Source organism: Curtobacterium sp. MCBD17_030 (assembly GCF_003224255.1).
Classification (GTDB): Bacteria; Actinomycetota; Actinomycetes; order Actinomycetales; family Microbacteriaceae; genus Curtobacterium.
Map to the genome: position 1 here is coordinate 1 of NZ_QKLI01000027.1, position 16,831 is coordinate 16,831.

Sequence of the window (16,831 nt, forward strand, 5' to 3'; positions counted from 1 at the left end):
AGATGTGTATAAGAGACAGGGGTCGGGGAGGTCGGCGAGGCCGCGCCCCGCTACGCCCGGACCCGCGCCAGGAACGTGCGGAGCGCCGGGTGCTGCGGGTCGTCGAGGACCGCCGCGGGAGCGCCCTGCTCGACGACCTCGCCACGGTGCAGGAACACGATCCGGTCGGCGACGTCCCGGGCGAAGTGCATCTCGTGCGTCGTCATGAGGATCGTCGAGCCCTGCTGCTTGAGTTCGGTGACGAGGTCGAGCACCTCGCCCACGAGCTGCGGGTCGAGCGCACTCGTGACCTCGTCGAGCAGGAGCAGCTCCGGGTCCGACGCGATGGCGCGGACGATCGCCACGCGCTGCTGCTGCCCGCCGGACAACCGGTCGGGGAACGCGCCGGCGAAGTCACCGAGTCCGATCCGGTCGAGCAGGCGGCGCGCGTTCGCCTCGGCCTCCGGACGGGAGGCCCGGTGCACCTTCCGCGAGGCCAGGGTCACGTTGTCGAGGACGCTCATGTGCGGGAACAGGTTGAACTGCTGGAAGACGACGCCGATCCGGGCACGTGTGGCGTCCACGTCGACGCGGGGGTCGGAGACGTCCTCACCCTGCAGGAGCACCTGGCCGTCGTCGATCCCCTCGAGCAGGTTCACGGTCTTCAGCAGCGTCGACTTGCCCGAGCCTGATGCCCCGATGACGCAGATCACCTCGTGGCGGTGCACGGACAGGTCGATCCCGCGCAGGACCTCCTGGTCGCCGAAGGACTTGCGGAGGCCCCGCAGTTCGAGGACGGGAGCGGTCTCGTCGGTCACACCGCGCCTCCGATCTGTTCGCGCTGCTGCTGCTTCCGGGCGATCGCGTCGGTGACCCGGATGAGCGGCAGGCTGATGAGGACGAAGAGCAGGCCGGCGACCAGGTAGGGCGTGAAGTTCGTCTGCTCCGCCTGGGCGATCTGCGCGCTGCGGACCGCGTCCACGGCACCGAGGATCGAGACGAGCCCGACGTCCTTCTGCATCGACACGAAGTCGTTCATCAGCGCGGGCGTGACCTTGCGGATCGCCTGCGGCAGCACGACCAACCGCAGCGTCTGGGCGTGGGACAGGCCGAGCGACCGGGCGGCCAGGCGCTGGGACGGGTGCACCGCCTCCATGCCGGCACGGAGCACCTCGGCGACGTACGACGAGTAGGTCAGCACGATCGCGATCGTGCCCCAGAACTCCGGCGCCAGGCGCGGGAAGACCCCGAGCCCGGGCAGGCCGAAGCCGACCAGGTAGAGCACGATGATGAGCGGCAGTCCGCGGAACAGGTCCGTGTAGCCGGTGGCGAGCATCCGCAACGGGAAGAACACCGGGTTCCGCAGACCACGGACGACCGCGAGCAGGGTGCCGAGGACGGCGACGCCGATGCTCGCGAAGAACAGGATCCGGACGTTCAGCCAGAGCCCGAGCAGGACGTCCGGCAGGGTCTCCCACGCCACCTGCGGGTCGAAGAAGGACTGCTGCACCGCCGCCCACCCGGGGGTGTTGACGACGCCGAACCAGACCAGCGCGACGACGACCAGCGTCGAGACGACGGAGACGGTGACCGATCGGCGACCACGCTGCCGACGGTAGAGCTGGCGTTCGCGCTCGACCTGGCTCGGCGCCGGCGAGATCAGCGGCGTGCCGGCGCCCGCGGGGGACGTCATGCCCGCGTCACTTCAGGACCGGGGTGTTCGTCTCGGAGGACAGCCACTTCGTCTGCAGGTCCTGCAGCGTGCCGGCGTCGTCGAGCGAGTCGAGCGCCTCGTCGACCTTGCTGGTGAGCTTCGAGCCCTTCGGCAGCACGATGCCGAACTGGTCGCCCTCGCCGTCGGCGGGGAACTGTGCCGACACGGTGCCGCCGTCGACCTGCGAGGCGGCGATGTAGAAGGCCGTCGGCAGGTCCGTGACGATGGCGTCGATCTGACCGGACTTGAGGGCGAGGACGGCGTCGTCGTTGGAGTTGAAGACCTGCGGCGTCACGCCGAGGACGTCCTTGACGCTCTGGATGCTCGTCGACCCGGCGGCCACGCCGATGGTGTCCTTCTTCAGGGCGGCGACGGTGGTGTCCCCGGCGGCGGCGGACGACTTCTTCGTCACGACCGCCTGCGTGGTCGTGTAGTACGCGGAGGACATGTCGACGGCCTTCTTGCGCTTTGCGTCGATCGAGAACTGCTGCAGGTTCAGGTCCCAGTCCTTCGCACCCGGTGCGATGGCGCTGTCGAAGGTGCTGCGCTTCCAGACCACGTCGCCCTTGCTGTAGCCCATCTCCTTCGCGACGGCGTACGCCAGGGCGGCCTCGAAGCCCTTGCCGGACTGCGGCTCGTCGTCCTCGACCCAGGGCGAGTACGCGGGCTGGCCGGTGGCGATCGTGAGCTTGCCGTCGGTGACGGTGCCGGCAGCGTTGTCACCACCGCCGGACGAGCAGCCGGCGAGGGCGGTCGCGGCGACGAGGGCCGTGGCGAGGGCGATGGTCAGGCGGAGGGGTCGGGTCACGGTCTGGCCTTCGTCAGGGGGGAACAGGGCAGGAACCGAGTGTACTGGCCGTGGGATACCAACGGCCGCTCGACGCGGTTCCTGCCCCGAACGTGATGCTCCGGCCTCAGCGGCGCCGCCGCGCGTTGATGGCAGCACCCGTGTAGATGTTGGCCAGGAACAGCGCCACACCGGCGGACAACCCGGTCACCCAGCCACCGGATGTCGTCGGCACGTTCATGGCGAACACACTGCAAGCCACCAACGACGCACTGACCGGGATCGCGACCGGCAGCCGGAGCAGGAACGGGATGGACACGCGGTGTCCACGACGCTCAGACACAGCGGGGTGCCCGTGACCCGTTGAACGGGTAGACACGCAGCGACTTGCTCCCACGTCGGACCCCGTTGGTCGCGACCGCGAAGGTCACCCCGGTGGCCAGGATCACCGTGGCTCGTCGGGATCGCATCATGGTCAGGTCCTTCCGTCAGAGCCGGCTCAACCACCGGCCCGACGAACGGAGAACTCAAGACCTCCGCATGGCAAGCATGATGTATCAGTCGGCGAGGGTGAAGTCGTCGAACGAGAACCCGGGCGACACCAGGCAGCTGAGGAGCACCTCGCCCTCGTGCGGGATCGTCCGCTGCCAGACACCGCCGCGGACGAACGCCTGTGCGTCGTTCACCCGGTCGCGCCCGGCATCCGGCCCGAGGGTGATCCGTGCGCCCGGCTCCGGCTGGTCCCCCGACCCGCCGAGTTCGAGCTCGACCGAGTCCGGCCCGTGCCACATCCAGATCTCGTCGCTCGTGACCCGGTGCCAGGCAGAGGCCTCGCCCGGGGGCAGGAGGAAGTGGATGAGCGTCGCCGCGGGTCGCTCCCCCGCCGCGGTCTGCACGGTCGCGGGCGAGGTCCACGTCCGGACGTACCAGCCGCCCTCGGGGTGCGGCTCCATGCCGAGCGCTCGCGCCCGCTGCGGGACGTCGAGCCACTCGATGAGCTCCCCCGAGACGGTGCGGCGGGCGACCATGCCGGGGCGGGGTGCGGTGTCGGTCATCGGGACTCCTTGCTGGGGGTGGTGGAGGGGCCCGGGGTGACCCGGGCAGAGTCGGCTGTCCGGACGACCCCGCGGATGACGGTCGCGGCGGCACGACCGGCTCCGTCCTCGACGAGTTCGGCGAGCGCGTCGGGCACCGTGCGGGAGTCGACGTCGAACACGGCCAGGTCGGCACGGGCACCGACCGCCAGGTGTCCGGTCCGGTCTGGTCCCACCGCCAGACCCATCGCGTGCGCCCCGCCGAGCGTCGCCGCCGCGAGCAGTCGCTCGTGCAGGTCCCGCCCGGAGTACCCCTGGGCGCGGGCGATGCGGTGCAGGGCGGTGACGTCGGCCATCGGGTCGAGGGATGGCGACGACGACAGGGAGTCAGTACCGACGGCGATCGGGCTGCCCTCCCGCAGGTAGTCCGCGACGGGCGGCGGATCGAGCCCGATGACGGCGTTCGACCGTGGGCAGAGCGCGACCGCGGTGCCGCGGGCCCGGAGCAGCGCCCGGTCGACCGCGGTCATGTAGACGCCGTGCGCGATGTGGCAGTCGGGGCCGAGCACGCCGAGCCGGTCGACGAACGAGGTCGCACTCGCCCCGAACCCGAGTGCCCGCATCGCCCGGAAGGACGGCACGTTCGCCAGGTGCCAGTCCGCGCCGTGGCCGACCCCGACGACGCCCTCGAACCCGGGGACCGGCTCGACGGCGGCGCGCTCCCCCTCGAACGCTGCTTCACCGAGGTGCAGGTGCAGACGGAGTCCCCGCTGCCGGACGATGTCGGGCAGTTCCAGGAGCGGCGCCACGTCGAGCGAGTAGGGCGCGTGCGGGGACAGCCCGGCGCCGGGGGTGGTCGGCATGCGTACGAGTTCGCCGAGCACCTGGTCGCGGCCGTGCTGCTGCCAGGCCGCGTTCTCCCAGTCCATCACCTCCCAGTAGGCGATGCCGCCGAGGCCGGCGTCCTGGAGGGCGCTCGCCGCTTCGAGGTCGGTGACGACGTCGGCGATGCTCGTCACACCGGCGGCGATGGACTGCACGGCACCGGCCGCGGCTTCGGCCCGCCAGTCGTGCGGCTCGGCGTAGACGGTGTTGAACGCGGACGCCCAGTCCTCGAATCCGAGGTACTGGGCTCGCCCAACACTGGCCATGCCGGTGTACTGCAGGTGTGCGTGCGCGTTGACGAGTCCGGGCAGCAGCGCCCCACGCCAGCGCCGCTCGGTGAACGGGGTGCCGTCGAGCTGGTCGACCACCCAGGACCGTTCACCGACGTGCAGGATCCGCCCGTCGCGCACGGCCACGGCCCCGTCGGCGATCGGCGGTGCGGTCATCGGCACGACGATCCGCGCCGAGTGCACGGTCGTCGTCGAGTCGGCCACGACCGGCGGGCCCACCCGCTGGTCGGTCACGCCGGGTCCCCGAACCGTCGGGTCCGGACGTCCGGCGCACGGTCCACGGGCTGCGCGGCGGGCCAGGTCGTGCCGACCGGGCTGCCGGGAGGCTCGACCACCGTCCCGAACGCGGCGAGCGCCGCGCGGGCGGTCACCGCGTCCACCTCGGGGTCGATCGGCACGACGGCCCGCTCGAGTTCGTCCCCGCGTTCGACGAGCATCCGCACGGCACCGAGCTGCGCCGCGAAGGACAGGTCCATGATCTCGATCGGGTTGCCCTCGGCAGCGGTGATGTTGATGCAGCCGCCGCCGTCGAGCAGCAGCACGTGCGCGCCGTCCGGCACGCTGACCCGCTCGACCTTCCGCCCGATCTGCGTCCGCACGGCTCCCGCGGCGACGGCGTCGTCGAGCGCGACCTCCTGGTCCACCCCGCCCGCGACCGCGACGACCGTTCCGGGAGCGCACGCTCGCAACACGGCGAGGCTGATCGTGTCCGGCACCCCGGAGGCGCTCATCACCAGGTCGGCGTCGCGCACGGCCTCGGTGAGCGGGGCCACGGCGTACCCGGCGAACAGGGCCTGCAACGCCCGGACCGGGTCGGGGTCCGCGACGGTGACCCGGAACCCGAGTGCGCGGAGCACCAGGGCGACCCCCTCGCCGACGTGACCGTACCCGGCGACGACGGCTGAGCCTCTCCCCACCGGCACGGCCGGCCGCACCGTCGTGTCGAGGCCGTCGAGCAGGTCGAGCGCGGCGAACACCGTCGACTGCCCGGTGCCGTACCGGTTGTCGAAGAACGTCTTGGTGCGGGCGTCGTTCACGGCGACGACCGGGATCCCGAGCTGGCCGCGCGACGCCATGACGCGCAGCGGGCGGAGGCCGCTCGTGGTCTCCTCGGCGGCCCCGAGCATCGTCGGCAGCAGGTCCGGTCGTTCCTGGTGCACCAGCCGGATGACGTGCGACCCGTCGTCGAGGAGCACGTGCGGGCGGGTGTCGAGCATCGCGAGCGCCAGGTCCCGCTGCTCCGACACGGACGCCGTGCTGCTCGCGTGCACCGGGATGCCGGTGCGGCGGAGGACGTCCGCGACGGCGTCGTCGGTCTCGTCCGCGTGGGCGTAGGCGACGACCTCGGCGCCCGCGTCCTGCAGGAGCAGGGCGAGCACCGCGGTCTTCGGCTCGAGGAACAGGCTGACACCGATGCGGGTGCCGCGGAGCACGCCGCCCTGCCGGAGGTCGTCGGCGACCGCACGCGAGACGGGCATGGAGCGGCGGGCCCAGCGGATGCGGGCCTCGGCGGCGGGGTCGTCCTCGGGGTCCCGGCCGGTGGAGACGAGGAACACGTCGTCCGAGGTCGTCGGCACGCCGAGCACGCCGGGTCGGGCGAGCGCGGTCGGGCCGAAGGCGTCCTCGTCGACCGCGGGTACGTGGCGGCCGGCGTCGATGACGAGCAGCGTCGAACGGCGCGGGCGGTCAGCGGTGGCCTGCTCGACGGCCGTGACCGACTCTTCCGGGGTGCCGAGGCACCAGAGCTGGTCCACGCCCGTCGCGTCGTCAGCAGGACGGGCGCCGAGCCCCGTCAGCAGGTCGTGCAGGACGGCCACGTCCCGCGGGTCACCGCCGACGATGCGGAAGCGCCGGGCCGCGAGGAGCATGTTCGTCACCCGGGCGGTGTGCCTGACGGCAGCGGAGGCCCAGGCCAGCACGGCCGGGTCGACGCGGGCTGTCGGGTCGGCGCGCGGCATGCGCCCATCGTAGGGCGCTGCGGGCCCCTCAGCGGAGCGGGTGCGGCGGCGGCGACCCGGCCCAGGCACCCAGCTCCGCGTACTGCCGGGCGTCGAGACGTCGGGCCTGCCGCCGGTAGTGCAGCAGCACGCCGACGAGCACGCCGACGCCGATGACGGACACGACGGCGAGCCCGGCGATGTACAGCGTCGTCACGACGCCGGCGAGCGACGACGGCACGTACCCGTTCTGCGCCGCCGAGAACGGCGTCCCGGTGAACACGAACGCCAGCAGGGTCGAGATCGTCGAGTTCGAGTCCCACAGCCCGTGCAGCACCGACACGACCACGTACGCGACGAGCACCGACCACGTCCACCGGAACTTCGGCCGCCCGTGCGCCACCCCGAACAGGACGGCCCCGAGGATCGCGGTCCAGAGGACGTGGCCGACCGGGGACAGCACGGCGCGGGCGACCTCGGTCTGCAACAGGGACGACAGGTCGATGCCGCGGGTGGTGATCGCGGCGTTGAAGGCGTAGCCGGCGGACTCGAACGCCGAGAACCCGGCCCCGACGGTCGCACCGAGGAGCGCCCCCTGCCGAGCGGTCTTCGGGCGGACCCGCCACCCGACGATGACGAGCAGCACGCCCTTGACCAGTTCTTCGACGAAGCCGACGAGCAGGTAGAGCCCGGCCCCCGGTCGCAGGTCGGACTCCAGCAGCGACGCCCCGAGCACCCCGAGGACCCCGCCGACGAAGAACGCGGTGATCAACTGCATGGTGCTGACCGTGCCGGTGACCCGTTCGATGACGAACAGCACCACCGTGAACGGCACCAGGAAGCTGCCGATCAGGATGATCGTCGGCACCAGGTTCGTGTTCTGGGTGGCGATGGTGACGATGATCGTCACCACCCACAGCAGGAACCCGCCGAGAAGGGTCTTCCACCACCAGCCGTGCCGGTGGTGCGGGTGTGCGACGACGTGCACATCGGTCTCGAGCGTCATGGACCCCATCGTGCTCCCGCGCACACGGAGCCGGTCACCGGGAATACGGAAGGCGCGGTGGACGTAGTGACCGACATGACTGACGAGACGTTCGACAAGGTGACCATGTTCGGCGCGGACTGGTGCCGCGACTGCCGTCGTTCGAAGGCGCTGCTCGACCGCCTGGGCGTGGACTACGAGTACGTCGACGTCGAGGCCGACCTCTCGGCGGCCGACCGTGCCGAGGCGGTCAGCGGCCGCAAGAACATCCCCGTCGTGGTCCTGCCGAACGGCAAGCACTTCGTCGAGCCGTCGGACGCGGAGTTGCAGGGCGAACTCGAGGCGTCCGGCGCGCTCTGACCCGGCCGGCGGCTTCCCTGGGAGGCCGCCGAGCCGAGCCCGTGTTGACTCGGGCCTCGGCCCTGAGCTCGGCGAACTGTCGCAGCATCGGACCGGCCGCAGAACAAGGAGAACAACATGGGTGTACTCGGCACCATCATCGGCCTCATCGTCGTCGGCCTCATCGCCGGCGCCATCGCACGGCTGGTCATCCCGGGTCGGCAGCACATGTCGATCCTGATGACCATCATCCTCGGCATCGTCGGTTCGTTCGTCGGCGGCTTGCTCGGCTTCCTGATCTTCCGCCATGACCTGGCGGACGGCTTCTTCCAGCCGTCCGGCCTCATCGGGTCGATCATCGGCGCGATCATCGTGGTGCTCATCTACACGCGCGTCGCAGGTCGCGGCAACCGGCGCTGACCAGCGGCACGCCGGCGCTGACGCACTGACCACACGACGGGAGGCCCGGTACCAACTGGTACCGGGCCTCCCGTCGTCATGTGCACCGGTAGTCCGGAACGCGCGCAGGCGCCGAGCGTACGGTCCACCACATGACTGACGCGAACGACACCCGTCGCCCGGAGCAGGACGTCGCACAGCTCGGCCTCGTCGTGGTCGGTGAAGCCGCCGCGCTCCAGTCCGGTGACGGAGCCGCGATGGACGCGAGCGAGGCGAACATCCGGGAGACCATCGACGAGCTCGTCGACGTGCCCCTGACCGACCGTCAGGAGGAGGTCATCGAGCGGCTCGCACAGGCCGGTGGCACACTGACGGCCGGACTCAGCGGCGCACTCGCCGCCCGGACCGGCAACAGCGTCGACGACGTCCTCGAGGGCGCTGCCCGGAGCATCCTCCGGCAGGAGCGCCTCGCCGAGGAGCGCGAGGACGCCGGCCCGCAGGACATCGGCCGACAAGACACCGGTCGCGACGACCAGGACGACCACCCGTCCGCCTGACGCCCGGACCGCCGATGGACGGACGGGAGGCCCGTCACCAGCTGGTGACGGGCCTCCCGTGTTTCCCCGGTCGTCTCCGCGACCGCGGCGCGAGGTCAGCGGCGCCACCACTCATCGAACGGTGTCGCCGGCACCTGACGCTTGTGCTCCGTGGCGCGGTAACGGGCCTCGATCGCCTCGGCGACCTCGACGGGGACGTCGTGGCCCTGCAGGTAGGCGTCGAGCTCGGCGTAGGTGAGGCCGAGGTTCGCCTCGTCCGTCTGGCCCGGCAGGTCGTCGAGCAGGTCGGCGGTCGGGGCCTTCTCGTACAGGCGGGCCGGTGCGCCGAGGTGCTCCAGCAGCTGGCGACCCTGGCTCTTCGTCAGGCCGGTCAGCGGGGTCAGGTCGACACCACCGTCGCCGTACTTCGTGAAGAAGCCGGTGACGGCCTCGGCGGCGTGGTCGGTGCCGACGACCAGGTAGCCGCGCTGCCCGGCCACGGCGTACTGCGCGACCATCCGCATCCGGGCCTTCACGTTGCCCTTGACGAAGTCACTCAGGGCGACACCGGCGTCCGCGGTGTCCTGGACGACCCCGTCGACTCCGTGCTCGATGTTGACGACGATGCCCGGGTCGGCGGCGATGAACTGCAGCGCGAGCTGGGCGTCGTCCTCGTCGGCCTGGACGCGGTACGGCATCCGGACGGTGGTGAACTCGGCAGCGTGTCCCTCGGCCCGGAGCGACTCGATGGCGAGCTGCGTCAGACGTCCGGCCAGGGTGGAGTCCTGCCCGCCACTGACGGCGAGGACGTAGCCCTTCGCGCCGGTGGTCAGCAGGTAGTCGCGCAGGAAGCCCACGCGCCGGGTGACCTCCTGCTCGGGGTCGATGGTCGGCTGGACGTTGAGGTCCGCGGCGATGGCGGCTTGGAGTTCTCGCACTCCCCCAGTATCCGCCCGCGCCACCGTGATCCGCACGGGTTCTCGGCACCTGCTCGTGAACGGCATCCGGCCACTACGGTGACCGTGACGACGGAGGTGCGACTGTGACGGACGGACGCCGCACCGGCCTGCTCGCGATCACAGTCACGTCGCTGCTCTGGGGCACCACCGGGACCGCGGCGACCTTCGCCCCGGACGTCGGCCCGTTGGCGATCGGGGCCGCGGCACTCGGGGTCGGCGGTCTGCTGCAGGCCGTGGTCGGCGCCCGGGTGCTGCATGGTGCGCGCACGCAGCTCCGGCACCGCCGCGGCCTCGTCATCGTCGGTGCCCTCGCGGTCGCCGTCTACCCGCTCGCGTTCTACAGCTCGATGCACACGGCTGGCGTGGCTGTCGGGTCGGTCGTGTCACTCGCGTCCGCGCCCCTGGCCTCCGGGGTGCTGGAACGCGTCGTCGACCGGCGCCCGCTCAGCCGGTGGTGGGTCCTCGCCGCCCTGCTCGGCGTCCTGGGCAGCGTGCTGCTCTGCCTCTCCGGACTCGACGACGCCGCGCGCCCGGCCGGGGCGACGGTCCTCGGGGTCCTGCTCGGGCTCGTGGCCGGTGCCGCGTACGCCGTGTACTCCTGGGTCGCACACCGCCTGATGGACGAGGGCGTCCCGCGGGCAGCGGCGATGGGCGCGGTGTTCGGCGGTGGCGGGCTGCTCCTCACGCCGGTCCTCGCCGTCACCGGGGCGCCGCTGCTGGCGACTCCGCAGGACCTCGCCGTCGGGGTGTACATGGCCCTCGTGCCGATGTTCCTCGGCTACCTGCTGTTCGGCTACGGCCTGACGACGGTCTCCGCGAGCACGGCGACGACGGTCACGCTCACCGAACCGGCCGTGGCCGCGGTGCTCGCCGTCCTGGTGGTCGGCGAACGGCTGACGGCGGTCGGCTGGGTCGGGCTCGGGGTCATCGCGGTCGTGCTCGTCGTGCTGGCGGTCGCCCCGACGAACGAGTCGGGCGACGCCGGGCGGCCGGTCGACCCGGGGTGGCCGCCGGTCGGTCGGCCCTGACCTGGCTGGCCGGGTCTCGCCCCGGGTGACCTGGCTGCCCGGGTCTCGCCTTGTGCGCTCAATGCTGCACGGAGAAGACGTTGCCGGCCGGGTCCGTGAACCAGGCGATGTCCGGCCCCATGTCGCGGGAACGCCCGCGGAGGACCTGGCGGTCGTCCGCCCACTGTCCGCCGTCGGTCGGCCGGACCCCGAGCGCCGCCAGGTCGTCGAGCACCGTGTCGATGTCGTCCACCACGAAGTTGAGCACCGTGAAGGTCGCCGGGGCGTGGTCGGGCTTGCCGTACAGCAGCACCGGGACGTCCGAGCCTGGCAACAGGAGCTGCATCATCTGGCCGGGGACGAGGACGCGGACGTCCACGCCGAGGACTCCGGCGTAGAAGGCCACGGCAGCGTCGACGTCGTCGACGCTGAAGCCGCTGTAGGCGCTGGTGGGTCGGAACACGGGGCCTCCTCGTTCGGGTGCAGCAAGTGTGCACCGACGACGGTCAGACCGCACCAGCCGAGGCGTGCGATTGCTCGACGGCACGGAACGCCGAGCACGACCGCGACAGCGGACAGCGGACAGCCCGAGAACCGGCTGACCCGACGGAGCACGGTCAGCGCGCCCCTCCGGAGGCGGTGCCGCGGAGATCCACCCGGAGGCCCTCCGGGGTCTCACGCGTTCGGCCGCGCACCCGGAACACGCGCTCCAGCAGGTCCGGTGTGAGCACGGTCCGCGGTGCCCCTGCCGCCGCCACACGTCCCTCCGACAGCACCACCACGTGGTCGCAGTAGCGAGCCGCCATGTCCAGGTCGTGGAGGACGACCACGACGGTGCGGGACCCGTCTCGGAGCAGGTCCAGGAGCTCGAACTGGTGGTGCACGTCGAGGTGGTTGAGGGGTTCGTCGAGGACGAGCACCTCAGGTTCCTGCGCGAAGGCCCGTGCGATCTGGACCCGCTGTCGTTCGCCGCCCGACAGTCCGTTCCAGCGGCGTTGCTCGGTCCCCGCCATGCCCACCGCTGCCAGTGCCTCCCGGCAGATCCGGTCGGAGTCCGTGTCAGGACCGCCCAGGCGTGAGCGGTACGGCAACCGACCGAGGCGCACCACGTCGAGCACCCGGTGGTCGATCTCGGTGTGCCCCTGCTGTTCGACGAAGGCGAGACGGCGGGCCACCGACCGGCGCGGCAGCGCGTGCAGGTCCGCCGCGTCGAGCAGGACCGCCCCGCTGTCCGGAGGCGTGACCCCGGCCAGGCACCGGGCGAGCGTCGACTTGCCCGACCCGTTCGGGCCCACGATCCCGGTGATCGACCCGCGCGGCGCGACCAGGTCGACCTCCGCCAGGAGTCGCACGCCGTGGACGGAGCGCCCCACTCGTCGCGCCACGAGCACACCGGGTTCGGACCCGGCCGCGCGCTGGCCGGGCTCGGACCCAACCGCGGTCATGCGCGCTGCCCTCGGCGGAGGACCACCAGGAACGTCGGCACGCCGATGAGCGCTGTGACGACACCGACCGGGATCTGGTGCGGTGCGAACGCGAGTCGCCCGGCCAGGTCCGCGACGACGAGGAACACTCCGCCGGCGAGGGCGGACACCGGCAGCAGGAGGCGGTGGCCGGGTCCGACGAGCATGCGGGCGGCGTGCGGGACCACGAGTCCGACGAAACCGATCGCCCCGACGGCGGCGACGACCGCGGCGGTCGTCGCCGCTGCGCCGACGAGCACGACGACCCGCAGGAGCCGGACGTCGATGCCGAGGGCCACGGCGGCGTCGTGCCCGAAGACGAACGCGTCCAGCGCCGGCGCGACGGCGACGAACACGGCGGTCGCGACCGCGACCACCACGGCGCAGACCACCACCGAGGACCACCGCGCCGCCGCGAGGGACCCGAGCAGCCAGTACGTGATGCCGCGCGTCGCGTCCGCGTCACCCCAGGCCGTGACGACGAGGGAGGTCACGGCGGCGAACAACTGCCCGACGACGACGCCGGTCAACACGACCCGGCTGGTGCTCGCGGTGTCCCGTCCCATCAACGCGAACACCAGCGCGAACGAGACGAGCCCACCGACCAGCGCGCCGCCGGCCAAGGTGACGGATCCCGCACCGAGACCGAGCACCAGGACGAGGACCGCCCCCGTCGACGCACCGGACGAGATCCCGAGCAGGTAGGGCTCCGCGAGCACGTTACGGGTCACGGCCTGCAACACGCAGCCGCACACCGCGAGTCCCGCACCCGCCGAGGCCGCGAGCAGGACCCTCGGTAGTCGCAGTTGCCACACCACGGAGTCCGCGAGCCGGGGCAGCGGGGTGACCGGCAGACCGAGGTGGGTGCCGATCGACCGCACCGTGTCCACCCAGGTGATCGAGCCTCCGGCCAGTGCCACGCCCGCGACGACGACCACGACGAGCACGGCCATGAGCACCGGCACGACCACGGCACCGCGGAGCGCGGTCGGGCTCACCGGCGGGCGAGCACGACGAAGTCGTCGAGGTACTGCCACACCGGACCGACCTCGGTGAAGCCGGCGACCTCGAGTGCCGCGACGTGGAAGCCGAGGCTGAGTTCGGGGTTCGGTGGTCGGTGCTCGAACCGGCGCTCCCGCTCGGCGGCGAGCCGGCCGTACCGGTCGACCGCGGTGACCTCCGCGAACCACTGGTCCCAGTCGAGCGCGCCCGCCGCCCGGTCGGCCTGCTGGGTGCGCTCGTCGTCGAGTGCGCTGAGCTCGGCGAACAGCGTGCGGCCGTCGAGGTGACGGAGGTGGTCGGCGTTCAGCACCACACCACCCGGCGGCACGATCGACCCGAGGTCGTTGTAGACACGGCCGAGGACGTCCGACGGCAACCAGTGCAGGGCAGTCGAGCTGAGGACCGCGTCGGGGGTCGCGCCGTCCAGGCCCGCCGTCCAGTCGCGGTCCCAGAGGTCGGCGTCGACGAAGCGCACCGGCTGCCCGGCGAGCGCCGTCCGCCCGAGTTCGAGGAGCACCGGGTCGTGGTCGAGCGCGATGCAGGTGATGTCCGGCCGCCGGGCGACGACCCGCTGGCTGATCGAGCCGGGTCCACTCGCCAGGTCGAGGACGATGCCACCCTGCGGCACGACGTGGTCGACGACGTCGAGCATGATCGCGAAGCGTTGCTCGCGGTTGGCGATGTAGGCGGCCTGCTGGGCATCCCAGGCCGCGAGGAGGCCGAGCGCCTGCTCGGTCTCGGCAGGGGTGGGCGTGGTGGTCGTGGTCATCGTCGGTCCTCCGAGTACTCGGTCAGGGCGGTGGAGACGGTCTCCAGGGCGTCGATGCTCCGCACCGAGGGGTCGAGTTCCGTCGCCGGGACGGCGATCAGGTGGTCGTCACGGACGGCGCTGAGGTCCTTCGTGACGGCGTCGGACCGGAGCTGGTCGATCTTGTCGTCGGCGCTGTCGCCGGGCAGACCGCGGGACAGGTCGGCGACGACGATGACGTCCGGGTCGCGCTGCGCGATCTCGTCCCAGCTGGTCTCGCTCCACTGCGCATCCAGGTCGTCGAAGGCGTTGATCGCGCCCGCCACACGGCCGATGGTGTCGGCGAGCCCGTTCGCACCGGCCACCACCGGCGCCCCGTTGACCGAGGAGTAGAGCCAGACGACGGACGGTGCCCCCGTGTCCGAGGCTGCTGCCGTCACCCGCTCGAGGGTGTCCCGCTGCTCGGCGACGAGGTCGCGGCCCCGCTGCTCGACGTCGAAGACCCGAGCGATGTCGGTGACCTCGTCGAGGATCGCGTCGAAGCCGACCTCGTCGGGGACGAGCGCCGGGTCCTCGCAGTCGTTCGCGGACAGGTAGGCCGGGACGCCGAGGTCGATGAGTTCCTGACGACTCCCGGCAGCGTCGGACGCGAACGCAGAGGCGCGCATCGAGTAGACGAAGTCGGGGTTCGCCTCGCGGAGCTGCTCGGTGCTCGGGTACTGCTCGGCGAGCACCGGCACGTCGTCGTAGGCCGATCGCCACTCTGGGGCCACGGCGTCGGTGAGGTAGCTGGTCCCCACCATCCGGTCCTGCAGGCCGAGCGCCAGCATGACCTCGGTCGCGCCCTGCTCCAGGGTCACCGCCCGTTCGGGAGGCGCGGGAACGGTCAGCTGCATGCCACAGCTCGTCAGCGTGGAACCGGCCGACGGGGTCGTGGACGACCGACCGGACGCGGAGGAGTTCGCACACCCGGTGAGGGCGAGCGCCGCGACGACCACCGCTGTAGTGATAATGGTTTTCATGATCGTGACGCTAGAGGGAGACGGATCGGTCCGCCAAATCGCCCCGAGCGCGACGGCCGGTCTCAGCCTTGGCGCCCCTTGCCGCGCGGGTTCAGCTTGTTGATGACGAAGGTGCGACCGCGGCGGCGGACGACCTGCGCACCGGGCAGCTTCTTCAGGGACTTGAGTGAGTTCCGGACCTTCATGACGACTCCTTTTGATAATGGTTCTCACTAGAATAGTCGCCATGGACCGTTCCACGGAAGCCCGAGACACCGCCCGCCCACCAGCCCCGGCCCTCCGGGTCGCCCTCGTCAGCGGACTGGACCCGACGGAACGCGCCCGGGTCTCCCGGATGATCGCGGGAGTGCCGGCCGAGGACACCCCGACCAGCGACATCACGGACGAGACCGAGGACAGCGGGGAGTTCGCCCTCGTCCTCGCGGAGCGTGTGCTCGCAGCCGCTCATGCCGGCGCCACCGGCCGAACCGTCATCGAGCTCGATGCGGAGGCGGACGTGATGGAAGTGGGCTTCGTGCTCGAGGCCGAACTCGAGGGCCGACGCAACGAGGGCCCGCCGGCAGAACTACACGACCTCGTGACCGTGGCGCGGGTCCGAGACGTCCACCGCTGGTTGCTGTCGGCGGCGCCGGCCCCCGCCGTCGACTTCGTCACCGCCGAGTCCCTGGCGTCACAGATCGAGTTCGCCACGGTCGTCGTGCTCGCCGACGCAGCGGACGTGTCCCCGGAGCAGCTCCACAGCACCGTCGGCCTGGTGCAGCGCCTCAACCCGGACGCCGCCGTGGTCACGTCCGTCGCGACGGCGCGGCAGTCGACAGGATGGCCTGGAGGCCGGGGATGCGCCCGCCGCATCGGGCGGCGGATGGGGTGGACTCGAGCCCTCGCCGAGCCCGACCTCCCGGCAGCGTCCTGGAACGGGGTCGACGTCCTCGTGTTCCGGGACCCCCGACCGTTCCACCCGGACCGCCTGTTCGACGCGGTGCGGCATCGACTCGTCCCCGACCAGGTCGGCCGTGTCGCGCGATCGCGCGGGTTGGTCCAGCTCGCCACCCGCCCGGACCACCACGGCTCCTGGCGCAGCGCCGGCGACACGGTGTCCCTCGACCCCACGGGCATCGCGAGTTGGGATCCGGATGCGCCGGTCGGCCAGGAGATGGTCTTCTTCGGCGAGCACCTCGACCGCGAGGAGATCATCGCCGCCCTGCACGCATGCCTGCTCACGGACGACGAACTCCTCGCCGGCCCGACCATCTGGAGGCGGTACGGCGACCCGTTCCCGGCATGGCCACTCCACCACGACCACTGACGACCGCACCTGCACTCATCCGTGCACATGACGGAACCGGTCGAGCGGTCAGCCTTCGTGTCAGCTTCTGAGCGAACTTGTCAGCGCTGATCGGCCGACTCGAGCAGTTCAGGTGAGGAAGAAGGAGCAATCACAACTGTCAGTTCTTGACGGGCCGTGCAGCCCCGTCCTCTGTCGGGCCCGTCGCATTGCTCGTTGCGGGTGGCGTCGAACACCGCTGCGAGGGGCGGCTCCCGTCGCCAGCTCCACGTTCCACCTCGGCATGGCCATCGTCGGGAACCGCGGCCGCGCCAGAGATGGGCCCGCTGGCACCAGAACTCGCCGCGCAGTAGCAGACGAGGTTCCGCTGATGTCGCTGGGAAGCTCAGCGGGCAGACCCGAACGGCCATCGCATTCCGTCATGGAACTGCCCGTCATGAAAAGGCGGAGCCAATGCCCC

21 protein-coding genes are annotated in these 16,831 nt (G+C 71.7%); 5 read left to right on the forward strand and 16 right to left on the reverse strand.

Annotated features, from left to right (window positions below; translation table 11 throughout):
- Window positions 1-50: 50 nt before the first annotated feature.
- From DEI89_RS16065 to DEI89_RS16100, 9 genes are all read right to left on the reverse strand, one after another.
- Entirely contained in the window at window positions 51-797 is a 747-nt protein-coding gene (locus DEI89_RS16065) for an amino acid ABC transporter ATP-binding protein (protein WP_110905071.1), read from the reverse strand.
- The gene (locus DEI89_RS16070; protein WP_110905072.1) at window positions 794-1,672 is read right to left on the reverse strand and encodes an amino acid ABC transporter permease; all 879 of its coding nucleotides are present in this window, start codon (window positions 1,670-1,672) and stop codon (window positions 794-796) included. The genes DEI89_RS16065 and DEI89_RS16070 overlap by 4 nt, the downstream gene beginning before the upstream one ends.
- 7 nt (window positions 1,673-1,679) lie before the next feature.
- Entirely contained in the window at window positions 1,680-2,501 is an 822-nt protein-coding gene (locus DEI89_RS16075) for an ABC transporter substrate-binding protein (protein WP_110905073.1), read from the reverse strand.
- 106 nt (window positions 2,502-2,607) lie between these two features.
- On the reverse strand, window positions 2,608-2,799 hold the full coding sequence (locus tag DEI89_RS16080) for a hypothetical protein (RefSeq protein WP_110905074.1): 192 nt from the start codon (window positions 2,797-2,799) through the stop codon (window positions 2,608-2,610).
- 16 nt (window positions 2,800-2,815) lie between these two features.
- On the reverse strand, window positions 2,816-2,953 hold the full coding sequence (locus tag DEI89_RS17865; RefSeq protein WP_181421699.1) for a hypothetical protein: 138 nt from the start codon (window positions 2,951-2,953) through the stop codon (window positions 2,816-2,818).
- Between the two features lie 84 nt (window positions 2,954-3,037).
- A complete protein-coding gene (locus tag DEI89_RS16085) occupies window positions 3,038-3,535 on the reverse strand; it encodes a cupin domain-containing protein (RefSeq protein ID WP_258368997.1) in 498 nt (165 codons plus the stop codon).
- A complete protein-coding gene (locus DEI89_RS16090; RefSeq protein ID WP_375537781.1) occupies window positions 3,532-4,923 on the reverse strand; it encodes an amidohydrolase family protein in 1,392 nt (463 codons plus the stop codon). The genes DEI89_RS16085 and DEI89_RS16090 overlap by 4 nt, the downstream gene beginning before the upstream one ends.
- Window positions 4,920-6,647 carry an adenosylhomocysteinase gene (locus tag DEI89_RS16095; RefSeq protein ID WP_110905075.1) on the reverse strand — a complete coding sequence of 576 codons (1,728 nt, stop codon included), beginning with the start codon at window positions 6,645-6,647 and terminating at the stop codon, window positions 4,920-4,922. Before DEI89_RS16095 ends, DEI89_RS16090 begins: the two co-directional genes overlap by 4 nt.
- A gap of 28 nt (window positions 6,648-6,675) precedes the next feature.
- A complete protein-coding gene (locus DEI89_RS16100) occupies window positions 6,676-7,632 on the reverse strand; it encodes a PrsW family intramembrane metalloprotease (protein WP_258366515.1) in 957 nt (318 codons plus the stop codon).
- Between the two features lie 75 nt (window positions 7,633-7,707).
- Here DEI89_RS16100 and DEI89_RS16105 point away from each other — a divergent pair, with 75 nt between their 5' ends.
- The 3 genes from DEI89_RS16105 (at window position 7,708) to DEI89_RS16115 (ending at window position 8,906) form a co-directional block, all read left to right on the forward strand.
- On the forward strand, window positions 7,708-7,971 hold the full coding sequence (locus tag DEI89_RS16105; RefSeq protein WP_110905111.1) for a glutaredoxin domain-containing protein: 264 nt from the start codon (window positions 7,708-7,710) through the stop codon (window positions 7,969-7,971).
- Between the two features lie 117 nt (window positions 7,972-8,088).
- Complete coding sequence (locus tag DEI89_RS16110) at window positions 8,089-8,370, forward strand: GlsB/YeaQ/YmgE family stress response membrane protein (RefSeq protein ID WP_110905077.1); 282 nt, start codon at window positions 8,089-8,091, stop codon at window positions 8,368-8,370.
- 131 nt (window positions 8,371-8,501) lie between these two features.
- The gene (locus tag DEI89_RS16115) at window positions 8,502-8,906 is read left to right on the forward strand and encodes a hypothetical protein (RefSeq protein WP_110905078.1); all 405 of its coding nucleotides are present in this window, start codon (window positions 8,502-8,504) and stop codon (window positions 8,904-8,906) included.
- Window positions 8,907-9,001: 95 nt separating this feature from the next.
- On the opposite strand, the gene nadE is transcribed toward DEI89_RS16115, so the two are convergent.
- Complete coding sequence (nadE, locus tag DEI89_RS16120) at window positions 9,002-9,823, reverse strand: ammonia-dependent NAD(+) synthetase (protein WP_110905079.1); 822 nt, start codon at window positions 9,821-9,823, stop codon at window positions 9,002-9,004.
- Between the two features lie 104 nt (window positions 9,824-9,927).
- On the opposite strand from nadE, the gene DEI89_RS16125 reads away from it, so the two are divergent.
- Entirely contained in the window at window positions 9,928-10,872 is a 945-nt protein-coding gene (locus DEI89_RS16125; RefSeq protein ID WP_110905080.1) for a DMT family transporter, read from the forward strand.
- A 58-nt stretch (window positions 10,873-10,930) separates the two neighbouring features.
- On the opposite strand, the gene DEI89_RS16130 is transcribed toward DEI89_RS16125, so the two are convergent.
- From DEI89_RS16130 to ykgO, 6 genes are all read right to left on the reverse strand, one after another.
- The gene (locus DEI89_RS16130; protein ID WP_110905081.1) at window positions 10,931-11,314 is read right to left on the reverse strand and encodes a VOC family protein; all 384 of its coding nucleotides are present in this window, start codon (window positions 11,312-11,314) and stop codon (window positions 10,931-10,933) included.
- A 154-nt stretch (window positions 11,315-11,468) separates the two neighbouring features.
- Complete coding sequence (locus tag DEI89_RS16135; protein WP_110905082.1) at window positions 11,469-12,296, reverse strand: ABC transporter ATP-binding protein; 828 nt, start codon at window positions 12,294-12,296, stop codon at window positions 11,469-11,471.
- On the reverse strand, window positions 12,293-13,312 hold the full coding sequence (locus DEI89_RS16140; RefSeq protein ID WP_220033235.1) for an iron ABC transporter permease: 1,020 nt from the start codon (window positions 13,310-13,312) through the stop codon (window positions 12,293-12,295). Before DEI89_RS16140 ends, DEI89_RS16135 begins: the two co-directional genes overlap by 4 nt.
- Entirely contained in the window at window positions 13,309-14,085 is a 777-nt protein-coding gene (locus tag DEI89_RS16145) for a trans-aconitate 2-methyltransferase (RefSeq protein WP_110905083.1), read from the reverse strand. Before DEI89_RS16145 ends, DEI89_RS16140 begins: the two co-directional genes overlap by 4 nt.
- Window positions 14,082-15,086, reverse strand: a complete 1,005-nt coding sequence (locus DEI89_RS16150) for an ABC transporter substrate-binding protein (protein ID WP_110905084.1) — start codon at window positions 15,084-15,086, stop codon at window positions 14,082-14,084. Before DEI89_RS16150 ends, DEI89_RS16145 begins: the two co-directional genes overlap by 4 nt.
- Window positions 15,087-15,148: 62 nt before the next feature.
- Complete coding sequence (gene ykgO / locus DEI89_RS16155) at window positions 15,149-15,271, reverse strand: type B 50S ribosomal protein L36 (protein ID WP_110905085.1); 123 nt, start codon at window positions 15,269-15,271, stop codon at window positions 15,149-15,151.
- 41 nt (window positions 15,272-15,312) lie between these two features.
- Between ykgO and DEI89_RS16160 the strand changes: the two genes are divergently transcribed.
- Window positions 15,313-16,392 carry a GTP-binding protein gene (locus DEI89_RS16160; protein WP_181421700.1) on the forward strand — a complete coding sequence of 360 codons (1,080 nt, stop codon included), beginning with the start codon at window positions 15,313-15,315 and terminating at the stop codon, window positions 16,390-16,392.
- Window positions 16,393-16,831: the final 439 nt, after the last annotated feature.